The sequence below is a fragment of the Vallitalea okinawensis genome (assembly GCF_002964605.1).
Classification (GTDB): Bacteria; Bacillota; Clostridia; order Lachnospirales; family PQDH01; genus Vallitalea_A; species Vallitalea_A okinawensis.
Map to the genome: position 1 here is coordinate 182,490 of NZ_PQDH01000004.1, position 22,526 is coordinate 205,015.

At 35.0% G+C, this 22,526-nt stretch carries 7 protein-coding genes and 1 riboswitch; of the genes, 6 read left to right on the forward strand and 1 reads right to left on the reverse strand.

Annotation, left to right across the window (positions count from 1 at the left end; translation table 11 throughout):
• The first annotated feature begins 51 nt into the window (after window positions 1–51).
• Entirely contained in the window at window positions 52–2,445 is a 2,394-nt protein-coding gene (locus tag C1Y58_RS13795) for a glycoside hydrolase family 2 TIM barrel-domain containing protein (protein WP_105616644.1), read from the forward strand.
• A gap of 60 nt (window positions 2,446–2,505) precedes the next feature.
• Here the strand turns inward: C1Y58_RS13795 and C1Y58_RS13800 are convergent, their stop codons facing one another.
• On the reverse strand, window positions 2,506–4,170 hold the full coding sequence (locus C1Y58_RS13800; protein ID WP_105616645.1) for a peptide ABC transporter substrate-binding protein: 1,665 nt from the start codon (window positions 4,168–4,170) through the stop codon (window positions 2,506–2,508).
• Between the two features lie 276 nt (window positions 4,171–4,446).
• A riboswitch (cyclic di-GMP riboswitch) is annotated at window positions 4,447–4,534 on the forward strand.
• A 167-nt stretch (window positions 4,535–4,701) separates the two neighbouring features.
• Here C1Y58_RS13800 and C1Y58_RS13805 point away from each other — a divergent pair.
• From C1Y58_RS13805 to C1Y58_RS13825, 5 genes are read left to right on the forward strand one after another with little or no spacing between them, the layout of a single operon-like run.
• A complete protein-coding gene (locus C1Y58_RS13805) occupies window positions 4,702–7,539 on the forward strand; it encodes a fibronectin type III domain-containing protein (protein WP_157950101.1) in 2,838 nt (945 codons plus the stop codon).
• 24 nt (window positions 7,540–7,563) lie between these two features.
• A complete protein-coding gene (locus tag C1Y58_RS13810) occupies window positions 7,564–10,863 on the forward strand; it encodes a fibronectin type III domain-containing protein (RefSeq protein ID WP_105616647.1) in 3,300 nt (1,099 codons plus the stop codon).
• Between the two features lie 45 nt (window positions 10,864–10,908).
• Complete coding sequence (locus C1Y58_RS13815) at window positions 10,909–11,727, forward strand: hypothetical protein (RefSeq protein ID WP_105616648.1); 819 nt, start codon at window positions 10,909–10,911, stop codon at window positions 11,725–11,727.
• A 13-nt stretch (window positions 11,728–11,740) separates the two neighbouring features.
• Window positions 11,741–12,469: a hypothetical protein gene (locus C1Y58_RS13820; protein ID WP_105616649.1), complete on the forward strand. Its 729-nt coding sequence runs from the start codon at window positions 11,741–11,743 to the stop codon at window positions 12,467–12,469.
• A 48-nt stretch (window positions 12,470–12,517) separates the two neighbouring features.
• Window positions 12,518–22,525 (forward strand): RHS repeat-associated core domain-containing protein, encoded by a 10,008-nt coding sequence (locus C1Y58_RS13825; protein ID WP_105616650.1) that lies wholly within the window; start codon window positions 12,518–12,520, stop codon window positions 22,523–22,525.
• The last annotated feature ends 1 nt before the right edge of the window (window position 22,526 follow it).

A 22,526-nucleotide genomic window follows, 5' to 3' on the forward strand; every position in this document is an offset into this window, starting at 1 on the left:
GGAGTGGTGAGGTACTCATCGCTCCCATTTCTAGTTTTGGAGGTTGTGTCAATGAGAGGAAATAGAATTAAAAAAAATATGAATTTAGATTGGAAATTTCATAGAGGAGATTCACCTTTTCCAGGGTATAAGGGCATTGATGATAGCGATTGGCTCCAAGTGACATTACCGCATGATTGGTCAGTCGGGGAACCATTTAGCAAAGAACATGCAAGTGGCACAGGCTATTTACCAGGTGGTGTAGGCTGGTACCGCAAAACCTTTCAGCTTGATGAAGATCTGGAAGGTAAGAAGGTGTACATTAACTTTGATGGTGTATATAACAACAGTCAAGTGTGGTGCAATTCTTATTATTTAGGAAAAAGGCCCTATGGTTATAGTGCTTTTTCTTATGACATAACGCCTTTTGTTCAATTTGGTAAATCAGACAATGTGATTTCAGTCAAAGTGGATCATAAAGATATTGCTGATTCTAGATGGTTTACTGGAGCGGGTATTTATAGGGATGTAACATTGACAGTTGTTGACCCTATCCATATTGGTCGTCATGGTGTATTTGTCACAACCCCATCCGTCACAACTGATATGGCAGTAGTAAATGGTCAAGTAACTGTATTGAATGAGGGTGAGTATACATCTGAGATTGAAGTTAAGAGTCAACTTCTTGATCTGGATGAACATGTGCTTGTTAGTAAATCAACAACAGTAAGTATAGAACTAGGCAGTAGAGTTGAACTCAATCAATCCCTGAATCTTGATAATCCTGTATTATGGTCACCAGATTACCCCAAGCTATATATATTTAGAACTGAACTGTTTAATCAAGGTCAATTAATTGATCGAGTTGATACAACTACAGGTATTAGATGGTATAATTTAGATCCCAAAACAGGGTTTAGCTTAAACGATGTTAATATGAAGTTAAAGGGGCTGTGTATCCATCATGATGCAGGGTGTTTAGGAGCAGCTGTGCCTAAAAAAGTTTGGAAAAGAAGACTTAAAAAATTTAAAGAAGTTGGTTGTAATGCTATTCGAATGAGTCACAACCCTCCTGCTACAAACTTACTGGATTTATGTGATGAGATGGGCTTCTTAGTCATGGATGAAGCTTTTGATGAATGGGAAGGTGTTAAGAATAAATGGTGGAAAGGGCATAATGTATATCCACCAAAGCATTATGGTTATTATGAAGATTTCCCAGAGTGGCATGAAAGAGATATAAAGGAAATGGTATTGAGAGATCGAAATCATCCATCGATCATAGCTTGGAGTATTGGCAATGAGGTTGATTATCCGAATGATCCTTATTGCCATCCAAGCTTTAAGTCCATGACTGGCAATAATGATAAAAACAAACCAGCAGTGGAGAGGCAGTATGACCCTAATAAACCTAATGCTGAAAGACTAGCTGTAATTGCCAGAAAGCTTGTTAAGCACGTAAAAGCATATGATACCACAAGACCTGTTACTGCAGCACTTGCATTTCCAGAGTTATCTAATCATACAGGGTATGCTGATGCACTTGATATTGTAGGTTATAACTATAAAGAGCATTTGTATGAAAAAGATTGCATAGAATATCCTAATCGAGTGATTTATGGTAGTGAAAACGGAAAGCATGTTAAAGAATGGGCATATGTGAAAGATAATGACCATATATGCGGACAGTTTCTTTGGACCGGTATAGACTTTTTAGGAGAAGCTCAAGGATGGCCAATACGTGTTTCGGAGGCTGGATTAATGGATCTAACTGGTCGAGAGAAAACAAGTTTCTATTTAAGAAAAAGCTTATGGCAAGAAAAGCCTATGGTTTACATAACCACTAAAGATAAGAACGTCGAGCAGGTTAACTGGTGGGATAGAGGTGATGTACCTCATTGGAATTATAATGAAAAAGCAGTTGTGACTGTTTTTGCTTACACAAATTGTGAAGAAGTTGAGTTGTTTTTGAATGATAAGTCACTTGGTAGTATTAAGCTTTCAGAATGTGAACTTGGTAATCTTGGTTACGAGATGGCTTGGGATGTACCTTTTGACCCAGGTCGATTAAAGGGTGTAGGTAAGATAGATCAAGAGAGTGTATGTGAGTGTGAACTAAATACTAGTGGAGAGGGTGATAGGATTAAAATGTCTTCAGATGTTGAATATTTAGAATCAACGGGTGAAGATATTGCTCATGTTGAAGTGAAAATCATCGATGTGAATGGTCAATTATCTTATTTTGCTAATGATATAATTAAGTTTGACATTGAAGGACCTGGTGAGATTCTTGGCATAGAAAATGGTGATCCTTCAGATTTAGAGCCATATAGCTCAAAAGAAAGAAAAACTTATAATGGTAAGCTATTGGTTTATATTCGATCTACTTGCGAAAAGGGTAAGATTAGACTTAAAGCTATAACAGAGGGGGTAAACTCAGAACAAATTGATTTAGATGCTATTTAAGTAATTCTAGAAACCTCCGTTATCATTATTTTATATATAACGGAGGTTTTATTTCATTTATCATTCAATTATTACGAACTTCAATGAGTCATTCATACCGTAATCTTGGATAAGGTTTTTAATATGATCCATGACTAGATAGTAATTACCTTGCTGGTAAATGGGTTTAATAACGACATCTTCTTGTAATAATAGAGTTTCAGCAGCTTTGAGAAGCTCCCATTTTTCATCTTCATCAAGGGCTGATGAAGATTGGGCGAGTTGAATAATAGTATCATAAAGAGGGCTATTGTAGTCTACATCATTGTAGGGTGAATTAGAACTAAATATCTCAAGATAAGATAATGGATCATTATAGTCCATTCCCCATCCTGCAAAACTGCAAGTATATTGACCTGTGTTTTCTAATTCTTGTTTTATATCAGATGGTTGCTGTACAATATTGACTGTTAATCCAGGTAAGTTATCTTCTAATTCTTCTTTAATATAAATAGCTATGAACTGACTAAGATAGGTATTAAAAGTCAGTAGTTCCATTGTATAAGTTTGAATACCTAACTCTGATTTAGCTTGATCCCAAAATTTTAATGCTAAATCCTCATTATATTGAAGGAATTCATTATTATTTTGTCTAAAATCTACACCATCTTCATCTTTAAAAAATCCCGATGGTACATAGTAATTAGCAGCATGTCCGGTTTGTGTTAATTCAGTTATGTAGCTATTATCAAATCCTAGTGCTATAGCTCTTCTTGCATTCTCGTTTTGGAGTAAAGTATCATTTTGATTAAATTTTAAATAAAACATAGCATCATTTTTGGTACTAATAGGAGTAAGGCCATACATGTAAGCTTTTACATAATCATCATAATAAAGCTTTGTAGTGTCAATTATATTATATAGAAAAGCATCATAGCCATATTTTATATATACTAAGACGTTGATATTTTCAACATCAATAAACTCACTTCCCCAATAATAAGGATTTTTTGTAAGTAATAAATAGTTGCCTTTATCCCAATCTGAAATTATATATGGGCCATTATAAGCGATATATTCTAAGTCAGTACCATATTTATCTCCAGAAGCTATAACCATATCTTTTTTTATTGGTGCAAAATTATGTTGAGTTAGTAGTGAAAGAAAATAGGGGACAGGATTCTCAAGCTCAACAACTAGTGTATAATCATCTATAGCTTTTATACCTAAGTCTTCTTTAGGTGATTTACCCTCTAATACATTTTTATAGTTTTTAATATTAGCAGCAGTTAACAATGCTTTTGCTTGATCTTCAAAGTCACATAAACGCTGCCATGAGTATACAAAATCATGTGCTGTAACAGGAGAGCCATCGTTCCATTTTGCGTCTTTTCTAAGGTAGAAAGTATAACTTAATTGATCTTCGGATAATGAATAGCTATCAGCTACACCAGCTACAATTCTCCTGTTATGGTCATATGAGAATAAACCTTCTGATACATTATTTAAAATAAATCTTGTAGCTGAATCATATCCCTTATTTATATCTAAAGTAGAAGGTTCTCCTTTCTGGAGATATAATCTTTCATCATCTTCTAATGATTGATTTAAGTTTTCAAAACCACTATCGACCCTTATAATATCTCTACTAGATTCCTTAGAACTTACCTGGATATTACCTCCCAGGAAAATACTTAATGTTAATACAGTTACTAATGTTTTGGTAAAAATCCTACGAAATTTCATAAGCTATTCCTCCTTTATATACAAATATTAACATAATATGCCACCAGTATCAATGAAATAACACGATCAATAGCAAGTTTATTTCACTTCAACTCTATAAAATATCTTCTGAGGCTAAAGGCAGTTGCATCTTAGAGGTAATGACAATTGAGAGACTGCTATTAAAGATTTTATGTTTCAATTTGAAATAATAGCAAGAAATGTAGTAAATATTGACATATTATATAACTATAATATATAATGCTAATATAGCAATATAATCATATAATTGTAAAAAATGAAAAAAGGCAAACTTATTGAAAGATAAGGACGCAAAGCTATGGGTCTAAGGTCATATAATGACTATGATTGCCAAGCTGCCATTAAAGAGCATTTTTATGCTTTAGTGTGCAGTTGCACACTTTTTTTTTGTCTAAAATATTAATGTTTTAGGCGTATGAGTAGCATAAAGTAAGCATTGATCATTGCTTGCTTACTATAAGTGACTTTAGTCACATTTGTTCTTTTAATAGATTTCAAGGAGGAATGAAATTGAAGACATTTAAAGCCATTATATCTTTTGTACTAACGGCAATCATTTTACTTAGTAGTTTTCAATTACTGGATGCAAAGAAACCAGATGATTCAAGTGGTGACGAATTAGTTGAAGGAGATTTTACTAATCGAAGTATACAAATCGAAACCTACAATGCAGAAGATAAGCAATTGGAAAAGAAAATCAATCCTGAGTTCAAGATGGAGAATACAGGGACGGCATCCATTGATTTAACAGAATTAGAACTCAGATATTTCTTTTCTATTGAAGGTGAAACCAACATATCATTGAATAACTTCAATCAGCCACTTATGGACATTGAAGTGATAGAACTAGAAAATCCAATAGAAGGTGCTACCCATTATTTGAGAATTACTTTTGATGATAAAGGGGATGTATTTAATCCTGGGGATATGGAGACATTTTCATTTAGAATCATTCAAGAAGGTAGCGGAAGCCTAGATCAAACTAACGATTATTCTTTTAATGATAGTGTAACTTATGCACCATGGGATAAAGTATCTGGGTACTTATCGGGTTATTACTTCTATGGTGATGAAAATCTATTTGGTCAGACCTCTTTACAAGAGTGGAATGCAACTGAAAATCAAATATATATAAAATGGAATTCTATAGAAGGAGCAACTGGTTATGAGCTAAAAATGGATGGAGAAAGTACAATTTTAGATGAAAATCAATTGGATTATACTGACTCTAGTTTAGAAGCAGGTACAACTCATACCTATCAAATAAGACCATTGAGTGAATATGGATTAGTAGGTAAATGGTCTGAAGAGTACATCATAGAAACTTTACCAGATGTACCAAAGAATATACAGGCAAGTAGTACGAAAAGCACAATCACTTTAGACTGGGATACTGTTAATGGAGCAGATAGCTATGATGTAGAAGTATTTGGGATACCCATGGAAGCAAATACAAATAGTTATACTGATGAAGGCTTAACAGCAAATACTCAATATACATATCGCGTAAGAGCAAAGAATAGCAGTGGAACAGGAAAGTGGTCTGAAACGGTAGCCTATTCAACATTACCGGATTCATCTTCTGGCATATGGGCAGATCCGCAGACGGAAGAAATTTTAGTCAGTTGGGAGTCCGTAGCCGGTGCAACCTTATACGAGTTAGAGGTAGACAGTTTACTAGTTGAAGTTAATGATAGCACAAGCTATTTACACCAGCAGTTAGAAACCAATACGTTACATACTTATCGTATTCGTGCCATCAATAGCTATGGTAATGGTCCATGGACAGAGTACATCAACGTCTATACATTACTAGAAACACCACATTCTATTCAGATCAATGAAATTAATAGTGAAGATGAATTAAATTATGAGATTAATTGGGCAGTCATTGAGGGTGCTACATCGTATGAAATAAAAATTGATGGACAAGTCAATAGTACAACTAGCTCTACGGTAGTTCATGAAAACATTGATTCTAATAGCCAACATACCTATCAAATAAGAGCTATGAATGATGATACTCAAAGTAATTGGAGTCAAGAAATCTTAAAATCCAGTACCACAGATGCACCTCAAAATCTCATGTTGTCAATCAATAGCGATGGATTAAATGTCTCTTGGGATACTGTTATAGGTGCAAACTCCTATGAAATAGAGATCAATGATCAAGTAACGGATGTAGGCTTACAAACCACATACATGTTAGAGAATATAAATTTTAACACTACATATCAAGTTAGAGTAAGAACGTTAAGTGATGCTGGACCAAGTAATTGGAGTGATTATACTGTTATCAATTCATCATTACCTGCCCCAACCAATCTTAGAGCCGTAACAAGTTCTAACGCCATTATGGTTTATTGGGAGGAAGTAGAAGGGGCAGACATGTATGAACTATTAATGGATGGAGAGTCTTATATGCTTGGACCAAGAGATAACTATACCCATAGCGGACTTGATGCATATAGCACTCATGTATATCGAATAAGAGCTTTTAAAGATGGACAAGCCAGTCCATGGAGTAATGCTATCACTGCTACAACCGTTGTTAGTGAACCAGATTTTTTCCAAGTGAAAGAAGTAACAAGTGAAAGTATTAGTTTAACTTGGGATAATGTTTTTGGAGCATCAGGTTATTATATCGAGGTTGATGGAGACGTCAAAAATATTGATGATAATACTTTTCACCATGAAGACTTAAAACCAAATACCCTCCACAAATATCGTGTAAGGGCTTATAGTGGTAGTGGTAAAAGTGATTGGAGTAAGTATATTGAACAGTTAACAGCACCAGCGATACCCAAAAATCTAGAGGCTGAAGCAACAGAGACGTCCATTATTTTAACTTGGTCTATAGTGCCAGGAGCAGATCGATATGAAGTAGAAGTTGATGGTGAAATAGTTGATGTGACAGAAGAACACTTTGAGCATTTAGAACTTCTACCAAATACTCGACATGAATACAGAGTGAGAACCTTTAATGAAGGTGGAGCTAGTGAATGGAGTGAACTCCTTGCTAAGAATACATTACCCAGTGTTGATATCAATGTAGGTCAAGACAATTATTTCAATTTTGTATTTGTCGTACCCAAGACTGGTGATTCAACGAGGTATATATCCGTTTATTATAATCCAGATCAATTGGAGGTAGTAGACTTATGTGCAGTAACACCGGATTTGGAAACAGAAACAGGCAAAATAGATGCTACAAATATTGAAGTGGTTGCTCATGAAGAAGGTTATATCCTCTATAAAATAAGTAATGTTAATAAAACATTTATGAATGCTATTAAATTCTTATCATTAACCAATGAACATGCAACAGTAAATTATGAAATTGACTAAAGATAATGAGGAGGGAGGCTTCAAATGAATTTAAAAAGATTCTTAATACTATTATTGGTTTGTAGTTTAATCGTTTCATATCCAGTACCTGTTCAAGCCAAAAGTCAGCTTGAAGTTGTTTTCATTATCGATAGTTCAGGAAGTATGGGCGGGGAAATTAACAGTGTTAAAAACAATATCAATAATTTTGTTAATCGATTGGAAGGAGAAAATATTGATTATCGTCTTGGATTAATATCCTATGAAGATGAACCAGTTAAATATAATTTGACTAATGATGTAAGCACTTTCAAAAACAACCTTAGTAGAATTAATGTTTCTGGAGGGACAGAGAATGGACTTGATGCTATAGATAAAGCACTAGATGGTTACACATATTATGCAAACTCAGTAAAGTATTTTGTTTTGATTGGTGATGAACCTATCTATAGTAAAGAAAATAATACTGACTCAAGTATTATTCAGAAATTAAACAATAATGACGTTATACTTACAGCTATCGGCCAGGATTATCGCCATTGTGAAACACAATTTCGATCAATAGCTAATGCCACAGGGGGGTTATACATTGACATTGATCAAAGTTTTAGTACAACCCTTACGCAGATATTTGATCAAATACAAAAGATACCTAATGTAGCCATCAATGCACCTTATGCGAATCAATGGCTTAGCGAAAAAGATAATAATTTTATACCTAGTCTTACTGTATCTGATCCAGACAGTGATAATTTAACATTTTCCTATTACTTGGATAGCGAAACGACTCCTCGAGATACCCAGAGTATTACCAATACTCAAAAGGAACAGGTAGTACATTTAAAAGCATTTGATGCTGCGAAGCTTTCAGAAGGTCAGCATACCCTAACGGCTAAAGTGAATGATCAACAGGATACTGTTACAGACTTTGTAAATTTTAAGGTTGATAAAACGCCACCGACGATACATACCAATATATCAAGTAATACTTCAACCATTTCTTTATCTGGAAACGCTTATGATACATCCAACGGATCTGGCATGCATAGTTATCCTTATCGCTTTACAATTGGTAACAGCACAAGTGGATGGACGAGTAGTACATCCTATTCCGTCAATAACTTGACAGCCAATACCCTTTATCAAGTTAAGTTTGAAGCTAGAGATCAAGTGGGACATATCAGTGAATACTTAGAACAACGATATACAGATGCTCAAAAGCCAGTATTTACTGCCTTAGAGCAGAATACAGATTCGATTAAGCTAAAAGTGAATGATAATAATCCAAGTTATAGCCAATACCTTGTTAAGGTAGGGACTCAATATGTGGACCAAAGTGGTAATCTAACATCCAGCCAAGAGTGGATTACCCTTAATAATAAGACATGTGAAATCAATGATTTGAATCATAGTACTGGATACAATATTGCAATCAAGGCGCGGAATGGTGACAGTAAAGAGACTGAGCAATTTAGTCAAACGGTTTATACAAAGTCACTACCACCAACTGGAATCAAAACAACTGTTCAACAAGAAAGTATAACAATTTCTTGGGATTCAGTTTATAGTGCAACGGGCTATGTTATTGAGGTGGATGGTAAGGAGACTTTGGATATTGGGAAAACAACATCCTATACTCATATCGGTTTAAGTCCGGAATCTACACATACCTATCGTGTTGCCATGAAAAATCAAGCTGGAATGGGTCCTTATAGTGAGTTGATTTCTGTTACGACATTACCTTATCCACCAAGCCAGCCTAAAGAACCTACTGTAGAAATTGAACAAGAAAGAATAACATTGAAATGGCAGGCTGTTGCTGGGGCTGATAGTTATGAATTAGATGTGGATGGTCAAATTATTACCTTAACAGAAACAGAATATCAGCACACAGGACTAGAAGCAGAAACAGACCATACTTATCGCTTAAGGGCAAAAAATGAAGGTGGATATAGTCCTTGGTCTACTGTCATTTATGTAAGAACATATCCTTATCCACCCCTAACACCAGAAATTAAGTTATCAAGTTTAACGAAGGATACAGTTACTTTAACTTGGATCAGCGTAGAAAAAGCTGAAGGATATGAATTGAAAGTCGATGGGTTAATCATGGATATAGGAGACGTGAGCACATATGTACATGAAAACTTACTACCATTATCTGGGCATACCTATGAAATAAGAGCTTATAATATCGGTGGTAAGAGCCAGTGGAGTGAACAGTTCGATGTGACCACACATCCTGAAAAACCCGATATACCAACCAATATCTTAGCAACAGCAGATGAAAATAACATAACCCTTACATGGTATCAAGTGCCTTATGCAGATAAATATGAAGTTGAAATTGATGGCAATGATGTTGTGGAGGTTTATGATAGGACCTATGTTCATAGAGGGCTATCGCCAGATGAATATCATGATTATCGAGTGAGAGCAGTCAACATATCCGGTAAAAGTGAGTGGAGTACTAATGTTAAAGCAGCAACATTACCAGAAGAAGCTAACACATACTCCCTTACTAATGTGGTTGCCATTGTTACCAATAACTTTATTACCTTGTCATGGGATGCTGTTGCCATGAACGCTGAGTATGAAATTGAAGTAGATGGAGAACTGAATTCTCTCGGAGAACAAACCATCTATCAGCACACTGGATTAGAAGCTAATGAGTTTCATACCTATAAAATTAGAGTGAAAACAGAAGATGGAACAACCCAATGGTGCGCTATTCTATCATTATCAACGTTACCAAACCCACCAGATGCTCCTACAGAAATTCGAGGAGATGCAACCATGTATCAAATTGAACTCCGATGGGATGCAATCGATCAAGCAACAGGATATGATATACAGATTGATGGAGAAGAGATCATAACAACAACAGAACCAGCATTTGATCATGATAACCTTGAACCTGGTACGAATCACACTTATCGAGTGCGTGCAAAGAATATTACTGGTGTGACAGCGTGGAGTCCAGCTATCATCATCACAACAGATAACCCTGATTATCTTGTAAGTTATACAGAAGATGAAGAATTTATCTTTACAATACTTGCTCAGAACGTACAGGACTTTAGTCAATTATCATTTACTCTAGAATATGATCCTGGTGAAGTAATCATAAAAGATTTATTTGCAGGAACAGCTAAAGAAGATGTAGTTTTCCAAGGTAAAATTGATGATGCTGCCGTTGTTGTCTCTGGTCAAGAAGGGCAAGTAACCTTTACTGTAGATTTAAACACCGTACCTGGTACATCATGGTCGGGTGAAGTTACCTCTATTGTATTTAAAGCATTAAATACCGGGGAAACAAATATACAATTGATGATTAGTGAATAACGAATAACACTGCTTTGATAAAGACTTTATAAAGGTGTGAAGAATATGAAGATAAAGATAAATAAACGTATGATTGGAATAATCCTTATCATCATTATGCTGCTACCTATAGTAGGTCAGGCATGGCTTTCTGCTGCTTCAGATAATGTGGAAGTCCTACCTTCTACTTTATCTGATACAGATATTGAAAAAGCTAGAAAATTAGCCAATGAAACAGGTACGGCCATTGATGATATTTATAATTGGTTAAGTCAAGGATATGATTGGAATACAATTATCCAATTAACCACACATACTAAAACAGAAGGTGAGGATCTATCTAAGGAGCTTCTTAATATGGAGAGACAAGATCTAGATTTTCAAGAGGAGAAGATATTAGAGGCAAGTCAACAATTGGAACTCGTTCAATTTAAACTAGATGAAATCATTACTTTCTCAAAGGAAAGTGAGAGCTATAGAAATTTGAAAGGTAAAATAATCAATGATGATGCTCTTTATTGGATGCTGACTCTTGAAGAGCATTTTAATTCTTTAGAAGACGCTCTGGGTGAATATTTAGTAGCTATTCAGTTAGAGTTAGATTTAAATAGCCTTTTACAAGACGAGGAAGCTTACGAACAAGAGAAATTTGACAAAGAACTTCAATACATGGATGAGCTGATAACATTAGAAAAAATAGAAGAAGAAGTTCTTCGTGTATTAACCACTATGAATGATCAATATGAAGAACAGGAAAATGAAGAGGTTAATCTACCAGAAGTTAAGGTGGATGTTCCAAAGCCTTCAATAGAAAATCCAAAACCTGTGAATCCAGCTGAAGCAATTAAAACAGAAATAGACAATTTAAAACCACAAATGGATTAGGGGAGGTTTGAAAATGAAAAAGAAATGGATTTATATGCTCCTTGCATTAACCGTAGTATTTTCCACAGCGATGTATTTTGGCTATAATGCAAGGGGACAGTCTACCTTACTTAGAATTACCACAGACGAAGAATTTTATAGCCATTATGATGTACCATTAGAACATAGAGATTACTTAGATCATTTGAAAACACAAGGGTTTGATAGTAATCAGATTCGTATTGCCTATGCCTTTTTAAATGAACGCTATGGAAAGCTTGAAGAATTAGATTTATTGCTTGAAAAGGCTACTTCTGGGCAAAAATGGAGTACAATTTTTGAGGGTTATGACAGCGCTAAAGTACCTTTTATACCTCGTAGTTTTGACTCTGAGTATTTAGATAAATTATTGTTAGCTGAATTAAGTACTGACGATATCATGATCTGTGATCGACTTTCCTTCATATCTGGTGAAGATTTTGATACTCTAATGAACGATTACATGGAAGGATTAAGTTGGTCAGATATGAGTAAAAATCTTGGAATCATTAGTAATGAAGAGAATCTACTAAGGGTTCAAGTTACGTCAGATGCTATCAAAACTTATACAGAACAATACAATTTATCTGAGGATATTATCGTTGAAGCGTTTGTAACTGCAAGCAAGTTAGGTATTAATGAACAAGAGGTTTTAAGTAAATATTCAGAGGGTATGAATGCCTATGAAATATTAGAATATTATTTTGTTCAAATGTTTATCTAAAAGTTACTAACCAAAACAGAAGAGTCGACATGAAAGGGGTCGGGTGATTTGGCATACAAAAGAAAATGGCTAAAGATGCTTATATTAAGTATTGTATTTTGTTTTACAACCTTATCAGTAGGTGCTGAAACCATAGAAGATCGTTTAAACAACCTCATGGGACCAGAAAAACAATACGATACCTATCTTTCTTCATCATACATTAAGACACAGAGCACAGAAGAATACATTAACCCAAGAAATGGTGAGCTATCCATAACACAAACTGATTATTCACTACCAGGGAAGAATGGGTTGGATTTAGAATTCACTAGAATTTACAAAACATCATCAGCAAATATGAGTACGATGAAAGTTAAATACGTTAATGGTGCTTGGGTAGATTATATTGAATCTGATGCCAATGCTTCTTCATTCTATGAAGATCGCTATAACTTAGGCGTTGGTATGCGTTTCTCATTTCCAACACTGGAAGTCATGGATAATCAAGATGAATCCAATCAAATATTTTTACATACCGAAACAGGGGATGTCTATACGCTAAAAGAGTATTTATTGAATGAAGATGACAAAGAAGAATGGTTCAATGAAGATATTCAATCACTTCTTACGACCACAGAAAAAATCTATTTACCTAAAGGACAAACGGTAAAAGATGTTTTTGTAGGTTACAGTAAAGCATATTCGAATGGAACAGAGACATCCGAGCTTGTCTTAATTAATAAGAACGGTGATAGAACCTATTTTACTAAGGATGGTCGTATTCTAGCCATGCAGGATAAGTTTGAGAACACCATTTCTTTTAAATACACGACGATGAAATATACCATTGATGGTACATCTGTAGAAAAGAAGCTGATCAGTGAAATTGTTGATACCCTTGGTAGGGTTATAACGATGAGTTATGAAGAAGATCATACTTATCGCGTAAAGAATCAAAATAATGATGTAAAGTCCAATAGTTATGAGGAGACACAGAATCCAAATACAGTACATTCTGGTGATCTGGAGGGAAAATTTAAGGTTATCATTCACTTGCCTCAAGGAGAAAAAATTATCTATGATAAATCAGCAGCATTGGTAAGCAATTCGGGTCAGGTAATTCGAACACGTTTACAAACAGTTTATGACATAGATGGACAAGCTAAATACCATTATTGGTACGAGCAGCCTTCACTTGGTTTTACTTATCACAATGGAACGAATTATTCCGTGTATAACCGCTACGAATACTTGGTTCAAATAGACTATTGTAAAACCAATGAAATGAGACGTTATACCTATGAAACCTATAAGAAAAAGCTCTATCAAGGAAGTATGGAATATCGTAAGGTCTTCCAAAGAGAAAAGTTAATCAAGAAGAATTATGAAGGTGCAGGCGATAATTTTCTAAAGCGTTTCGAAGCAGAAGCTAAAGAGAAGGAAGTGTATAAATATACTAACGAGCCTGATGGTTTTGGAACTGATGGGTATAAAGTTATTGATTATGACTATTTGGAGAATACCTATCGTTACCAAACGGAGATCACTGATTTACTGGGAAATAAAGTGATTAAAATATACGATGGCCTGCATCAACTACTCAGTACAGAGCTTATAGGTAATGATCATAAAGAAATTATTAAGACAGAACACGATGAATTGAAACTCATCAATAAAAAAGAAACCATTAAGTATCCTGTAGTGAATGGCGAGGTTAATTCAGAACCGATCTATGAGATTGAAAATTATCGATACGATAAATACGGTAACTTAACAAGTTATACAGGACCAGAAGCTAAAAGAGATGAACAAGGAAATCCTGTTAACGATGAACATACAGTAACCTATTCTTTCGATTATGATAAATACCATAGTTTAACCCTTAAAACTTGGAAACAAGATTCTGATACTACAGCTCAATTGATCTATACACTAGACAGTAAAGGTAATGTGATCAAGTCTACTCAGCAACTGCCAGAGGGTGACATTATAACTCAATATCAATATGATAGCTATGGTAACATCATTAAAAAACAAGTGCTATCAAGTGATAACATTTATACAACGCATTATGAATATGGTGTAGATATCAATGGTGTAGATCATAAAGGAGCTTATCTCACTAAAGAATATACCATTGTTGAAGGTATTCAATTGGCAACATCCTTTGCATATGATACGAAAGGTAACCTTATTCAGCAAAGGGATGCTAATGGGAATAGTCAATACTATACCTATGATAGCTTTAACCGATTGATTCTAATGACGTATCCAGATGATACAACAGAAGAATACACCTATTTAGAGAATCCTTTTGAGAATTTTAAAATTATAGTAAAAGATCAAAAGGGTTATCAATACGGGTTTGAATATGATATACAAGGTAAAGGGGTCAAGGACAGCCTTATTGAAGATGGAAATTGGATTAAAAAAGGTGAAAATAAGTACGATACTTATGGTAATTTGATTGAGACATTTGATGGTAATGGTAAAAAAACAACTTATACCTATGATAGTCAACAAAGGTTAGTCAAGAAACAGTATTATGAAGGGGCTATACCAAAAGAAGCTGTAACTTTGGAATACCAAATGCATCAAGGTGATGCACCTTATGAGACCATCATGCGCGATGAGGACGGTTACCAACATCACTTTTTCTATGATATTAAAGGGCAGTTAGTTAAAGTGAGGGTAACACCAGATCATGAGAATTACTATGAGAAGACTTATGTTTATGATTACACAGGCAATAAAATAAGTTTTACCGATGCCATGGGTTATAGGACAAGTTATGTTTATGATGCAGCAGGTCGATTACGTGAAGAAATAGACCCATTAGGAAATAGTGTTTACTATGACTATGATAGTGCCAATCTCTTACGTCAAATAATTGAACCTGGCGGTAAAATATCAACTTACATATATGATGACAGGGGTCTGCTAAAAGAACAGAGTGTCTCTTTAGAAAGTGATAATGAAGTATTTTATACAACCTATACCTATGATGGAGTAGGGAATACCACAGAAAAGACAAAGGGTAAAGAAAAAGATGGTATAAAAACTATCTCTGAGAAGTCTTCCTTTACCTATAATGAACGTAATCAGGTTGTGCATGCATATACTTGGTTATCCGATACAGAAAAAAATCATAAGAAATATCTTTATGATGCTAGTGGAAACACAACAGAAGTAGTGAACTATACGAATAGAGATGAAAGTAGTTATTTTAAGGATTCATACACCTATCAAGCATATAATCTGCTTAAGGAACAAAGCCAATACTTTATTGAATCAGGTGTAGAACAGACTGGTAGCCATATCACCTATAACTATGACAATAATCATAATCTTGTAGAAGAAAGTATGTTGACTGAGAAGGGGTATGTCACATCAACTTACAGTTATGATTATCGTAATCGTCTACAGAAAAAAATAATACCTCAATCAGATACAAAGAATACAATTATTCAATATACTTATGACGGACGCAATAACTTGGAAACAGAAACAATATCAGGTGATGGTAAAGATTATATAACCCTGTATCAATACGATGGCCTAAGCAGAATGATACAGGTTAACAATCCTATGGGGTATATTACACGTTATGCCTATGATCAAAACGGTAATATAATCAAAGAAGTAGATCCACGTTATAGTGGATTACCTCTTGATGAAGCACCAGGTAAAACCTATAGTTATGATGCTAATAACCGTATAATTGAAGAGAGCATTTTTGATGGACAACAATCAGAAGTGTTGGTTCAATTTACTTATGACAATCGTGGCAATATGATTAAAAAGGTTAATAGCCTAGGTTTTAATAGTCAATCTCCTGATACATCCATAGGTGATCTATTTACTTACAATGCATTAGATCAAAAAGCAACTTATCAACCAGCAGAGAACGTCAATAATAACGTAGAGATTCCATATTCTTATACTTATGATGGCTCTGGTAGACAGATCGTTGCTGTTAATCCAAAAGGATACCAAACATCCTTTACATATGATTTAGCAGGACATATGAAAAAAACCACTTATTCAGATGCTACAGAAGTTCATTATAACTATGATTTAAGTGGAAAGCGATGGATGAAAACCACAGACCAAAAGGGGAATGTCACTGAAGTAATTTTCAATAGCTTTGAACTACCGGATAAGCAAATAGCAGCAGATGGTAGTATCATGACTTTTGCTTATTCACCTGATGGTAAAGTATTAGAGAAGGCACATAGCAGTGGCAGTCGTACAAGTTATAACTATGATTTAGCTGGTAATATCATAAGAGAAAAAATCCTTGTAGAGGATGGTAATGGGCAAAGTATTTATAAAGTTACGGGCTATACTTATGATATCAGGAGTTTAGTTACTCGTACATCCGTCTATGAGGTGAGGGTTGATCAAACAACTGGTGATGAGACAGCTTCAGAGGAAGTATACTTCTATACTTATACTTATGATAATGCAGGAAGAAACACTGCTATCAAGGAACCCGAAGGTAAAGAAACACTCTATGAGTACGATAAAAAAGGTAACATCCTAACCACTAAGAAAAAAGTTGATGAAGAAGAGTGGTTTGTTACAAGATTTACTTACAATCATCTTTCACAACTGATAAAACAAGCAGTTTTAGTGGATGTAGATACTTTAGACATGCAATCAATTATGAATGCCCAATTTGATGATGAGTATCCTACAAAGGTACTGTCTACCAATACTTACGAGTACGATTTAATGGGAAATGTTCTTTCACTACGTGACCCATTAGGTAATGAGACAAGTTATAACTATAACTTAGCTGGAAAACCTGTCAAGGTAACCAATGCTATGAGCCACCAGATGACATATACCTATGATGAACTAGGTAATATGATAAAGGAAATCAATGCTCTAGGGCACTCAACAGAGTATATCTATGATTCAATGGGACGATTAATTGAAAAGATTCAACCTTTTGGGGATGGAGAGAAAGCCTCTTATCAATACTTCTACGATGAAACTGGTAAGCTGATCAAAGAGGTTCAACCTGAACAGATAAGTACCCTTAAAGGAAAAACCTACGAATACGATAACATGGGTAGAATAACAGCTACTTATGATGCAGAAGGTCAACTCTTAACAAGAATGACCTATGATAACAAAGGGCGACTAGCAAAGAAAGTTGATGGACTTAGAGATATAAGTGATGAGGGTTATGTTTATACCTATAACCATCAGGATAAATTACTCTCTGTTACAGACCCATTTGGAAACAAGACAGAGTATACCTATGATATTCAAGGCAATGTCTTAAGTAAAAAAGATGCCTTAGGTTATTCAGTGACCTATATCTATAGTAAGGATAATACATTAAGAGAAATTCATTATCCAGATGGTAGCCAAGAAAGCTATACCTACGATCAATTAGGTCGAGTGTTAAGCAAACAAGACCCTAGGGGTAATCAGAAACAATATACCTATAATGACTTTAATAAAGTCATGGCAGAAGAGGATGCCTTAGGGAATAAGGTGACATATATCTATGATTTAAAAGGACAAAACCTTCAAGTCATTGACCAAGTAAGTAGTAAGACTACATTTACTTATGATTCACTAGGTAGAGTTATTAAGAAAGAAATACCTTTAAGAAAAAAAGGCAGTCAAACTATCTATGCCATAGAAGATTATATTTATGATGAAGTAGGAAATCTTGTCAGCAAAACAATATATGAAAAAGGAACCCACAATGACTTAAGAAGCCTTTACTATACTTATTTTGACAATGGTCAACTTAAGACAGAAACGGTGACTGCTGGACCAACTACGCATTATAGTTATGATAAAAATGGCAATGTTATCAACACCACTAGGAAGTATAAAGATGATAATGAGACTATTGAAACCTATCAATATGATAGCCATAACCGTCTAATTGAAAAAGTAGTCTATGTTGACCAAGAAGCTATTGATGAATGGAGTAGCTTACCTAATAAGTATAATCTCCTGGATAAGAATTATCCTGATATGGTTAAGCTTATTACCAAGTATACATATGACCAATTAGGTAATCTCATCAAAGAAGAGCTACCTATGGGATTTGCTTATCTATCCACTGATAGACAAAGAGATGATTATGCAAAAGCATATACCTATGATGCATTAAATCGTGTCGTTGCAATTAATTATGTGTACAACAATGAAGCAGTAACGAAGAGCTTTGCTTATGATGCAAATGGCAATAAAATAAGTGATACAGATGAAAAAGGTCATACCAGATCATATGCCTATGATGCTTTGAACCGATTAGTGAAGTTGACTGACCCATTAGGGAACTCTCTTTCCTATGAATATGATGAGGCAGGTAATATCATAAAGGAAATCAATGCAAAAGGTCAAGACATTGAATATACCTATGATGCTCTCAACAGGGTAGAAGAGGTTATAGATGCCTATGATGTGGTTATTGAAACAAAAACCTATGATGCAAAAGGGAATTTAATAGCCAATACCGATGCAAATGGTTATACGACCACTTATTCCTATGACTTAGCCAATCGTTTAGAAACTGTCCTAGATCCAGAAGGAAAAGATGCTGGTTACGCTTACACTCAAAGCTACAGCTATAACATTTATGGTGATATCCTATCCAGTATCAATGGTTTAGGTGAAGAAACCCTATATACCTATGATGCAAGAGGATTATTAACAGAAGTAATCAATCCTCTAGGCGTAAGTACCCGATATACCTATGATGCTATGGGGAATAAGATATCCAAAATAGATGGGTTGGGTAGAGAAACTCATTACAGCTATAGTAAAAATGGTCATTTATTAGTCGTAATCAATCCTATAGGTGAAACTATTCACTATGCATACGACTTGATGGGTAATATCGTCAAGGAAAAGGATAAGAAAGGTCAAACACTCCTTTATACCTATGATAATCTTCGCCGTCTCACTGAAAAAAGGGTTATTGAAACAGGTGATACCATCGGTTATGCTTACGACGTCCTAGGGAATAGAACAAAGATGGAAGATGGTACAGGAAGTACGACTTATACCTATGACGCTAATAACCATCTCTTAGAAAAAGCTAAAGATGGAGCAGCACAGATTACTTATAGTTATGATGTATTAGGTAATATCAGCTTGATAGAAACAGAAGGAAGACAGATCGAGTATGCCTATGATGAATCCAATAGGATGGAGACTGTACTTTACAATGGAGGGGTAACCACTTATACCTATGACAAGGCAGGTAATCGAGAGAGCGTTGAGTATTCCAATGGTGTGAAGATTAGCTATGATTACGATAAGAACAATCGAGTAGTTAAAATTACCAACTCAAAAGGGATGAATAACCTTTCAACATTAAACTATACCTATGACCTCGTTGGTAGAAAGCTATCCAAAGAAAATCATATGGGTATTACCAACTATACTTATGATCAAGCAGGGCGTTTAACAAAAGAAGAAGCACCGGGTTATACAACGACCTATACCTATGATCATGTGGGTAATAGAATCATCAAACAAAGTGCATATAACTCCTTACAACCAACAAGTTTTGAGTATACAGATTCAGGAGAAATAGCATCTTATAAGACCCAGAAGTCTTACTACATCTACAATGAAGCTGACCAATTAATTAAGACAACGGAAAAGATGTATGATGAAGCTGGTGTAGAGTTATTAAAGAAAAAGACAACCTTTACTTATGACTCCAATGGTAATCAAGCAAGCCAGTACAGTAACTTTATACATCCATACCGTATTACAATGCGACAAAAAGTAAAAGGTGAAGCTATAAAGGAAGAGGTAACTGAAGAAGGCATTAGTACCTTGATTGATAGAGTCTCTTATAGCTATGACGGCTTTAACCGACTACTCGCTGTAGATAAAGTAGTGGATGGAGATAGAAATATCGTTACTTTCAACTATGATGGTGATGGTCTACGAACAGAAAAAGTAGAAAAAACAAGCAGCAATAACTACATAGAAGTCATCACTGGCTATACCTACGATCGTCAACATGTCATCATAGAAAAAGATGAAACAGGTGTAAAGACCTTGTACCTAAGAGGTATCAACTACATCGCAAAAGAAACAGACAGCATGTCCTATTACCTTTACAACGGACACGGTGATGTGATTCAAACCGTAGATGAAGCAGGGAACATCCTTAACCAATACGTCTACGATGCTTTTGGTAATGAAACCTTTACCCATGAAGTAGAAGAAAACGCCATCCGATACTCTGGTGAATTCTTCGATACATCCACTGGACTTTACTATTTAAGAGCAAGGTATTATAATCCTAATATAGGACGCTTCATTAGTGAGGATAGTTACTGGGGAGAAGATGCAAACCCAGCTAGTTTGAACTTGTATACTTACTGCCATAATGATCCTGTTAACTATGTAGACCCAAGTGGACACTTTATATCCAGTTTATTAAAGGGGATATCAAAGGGGATATCCAAGATATCCAAATCAAGTAAGATATCAAAATCATCCAGTAAAACATTGAAGCGTGTAAGTAATCGAATAAGATCAACTGCCGTTAGATATGAGGCAAGAAATATGTCAGAGGATGATCTGATTAATCAAATTGATGAGAGAAAGAATACTTGGTATAACGAAGAACAAGGTTCAGGAGCAGGAAGAGCAGACTGGACAGAAAACCAGCAATTAGCCCATCAAGATGCTAATATCTTTAGAAGTGAGTTAGCACGAAGAAATCAAGGCACAGATATGGGTGATCTAGCCAATCAACTAATAGAGCAACAAGGCGATGATGCTGGAACATGGGAAACCTATAAGAGAACCCATCATGAGAATAAGATTACTGATAAAATCAACAGTGGAAAAGCCATCACAAAAGAAGACTATGATAGCTATGTTGGCTCATTAGCATCAGAAATAGTAGCTCATAATTTAGGACGAAATACTGTTAAACAATATGATGCAGAAGCAATCCAAGCAGAAGTAGGGCGTATTAATAATTATATTGACAATCGTCATCAACAAAGACAAGAAGGAACAAGATTATCTATTGCACCTAGTGAAGAAAGAATATTAAAGCAAGCAGTATATTTTGAAGGAACAGTTGATTTCTGGAATACAAATTCTTTTTTCAAATCCTATTACTGGGCAGAAGAAGGTTCTTATTATCAAGGTCCATGGTGGCAAGATTTAGACAGAGTATCTCAGGCATTGAATGTACTAAAAGGTGAATTACAGGCAACTGGAGATATGAGTCTATCACTGTTATCAACTGATAAAGCAGAAAATGTTAGAAGACTTGAAGCATTGCAAAAAGCTTTATTAACAGTTTCAGTGACAGGTAAATATGGTGTTGAAACAGTTAATCAAATGGAAAACGTAAGAATGAAGTATGACCTTGAAGAAAAGTTTGAAGTATTAGATTTAGAAACTTTAGAAGCTATCATTGAAATCTTTGAGGAAAAGAAAGCTTGGTATGCTGAACATCCTAAAGCTAAATTACTAGATGATGCAATGGAAGCCAATAACTTTGGGGAATTCTTCTATACAACAGCGGGATATGGAGCATTATCTTATGCTGAGTATTTAAAATATACTGAAGGAACTTTACCAGAAGAATACAACCTAGTAGATGATCTAGCAGACGATGCAGATGATATAGCTGTTGCTTCAAGTAATCAGTTAAATGAGGGGACGAGTGAAACTGGTCTATATAGAAAAACAACAAATACAGGAGCTTTCGCAGAATTATCTGAGCCAATGCAACTAAAAAATGTTAAGAGAATAGCAAATGAAGCAGGAGTTGGTCTTGACGGCGTTAATATTAAAATTATCAGAGACCCTGACTTAGTTGGAAGAGGTTTATATGGATATGCGTCATCAAATGGTAAAACAATTTATCTTTATCCTGATGCATTTACTAATACAGAGACTTTAGTAAAAACGTTAGGTCATGAAAGGATGCATATATATCAAACTAATGTACTTGGACCAGCAACTGATACTGCAACTGGAAATTTATATGAGCAAGGTGCTTGGGGTTCAGAGTCTTCATGGTGGCAATACTTTAAAAGCGGAGGTAAGTAAT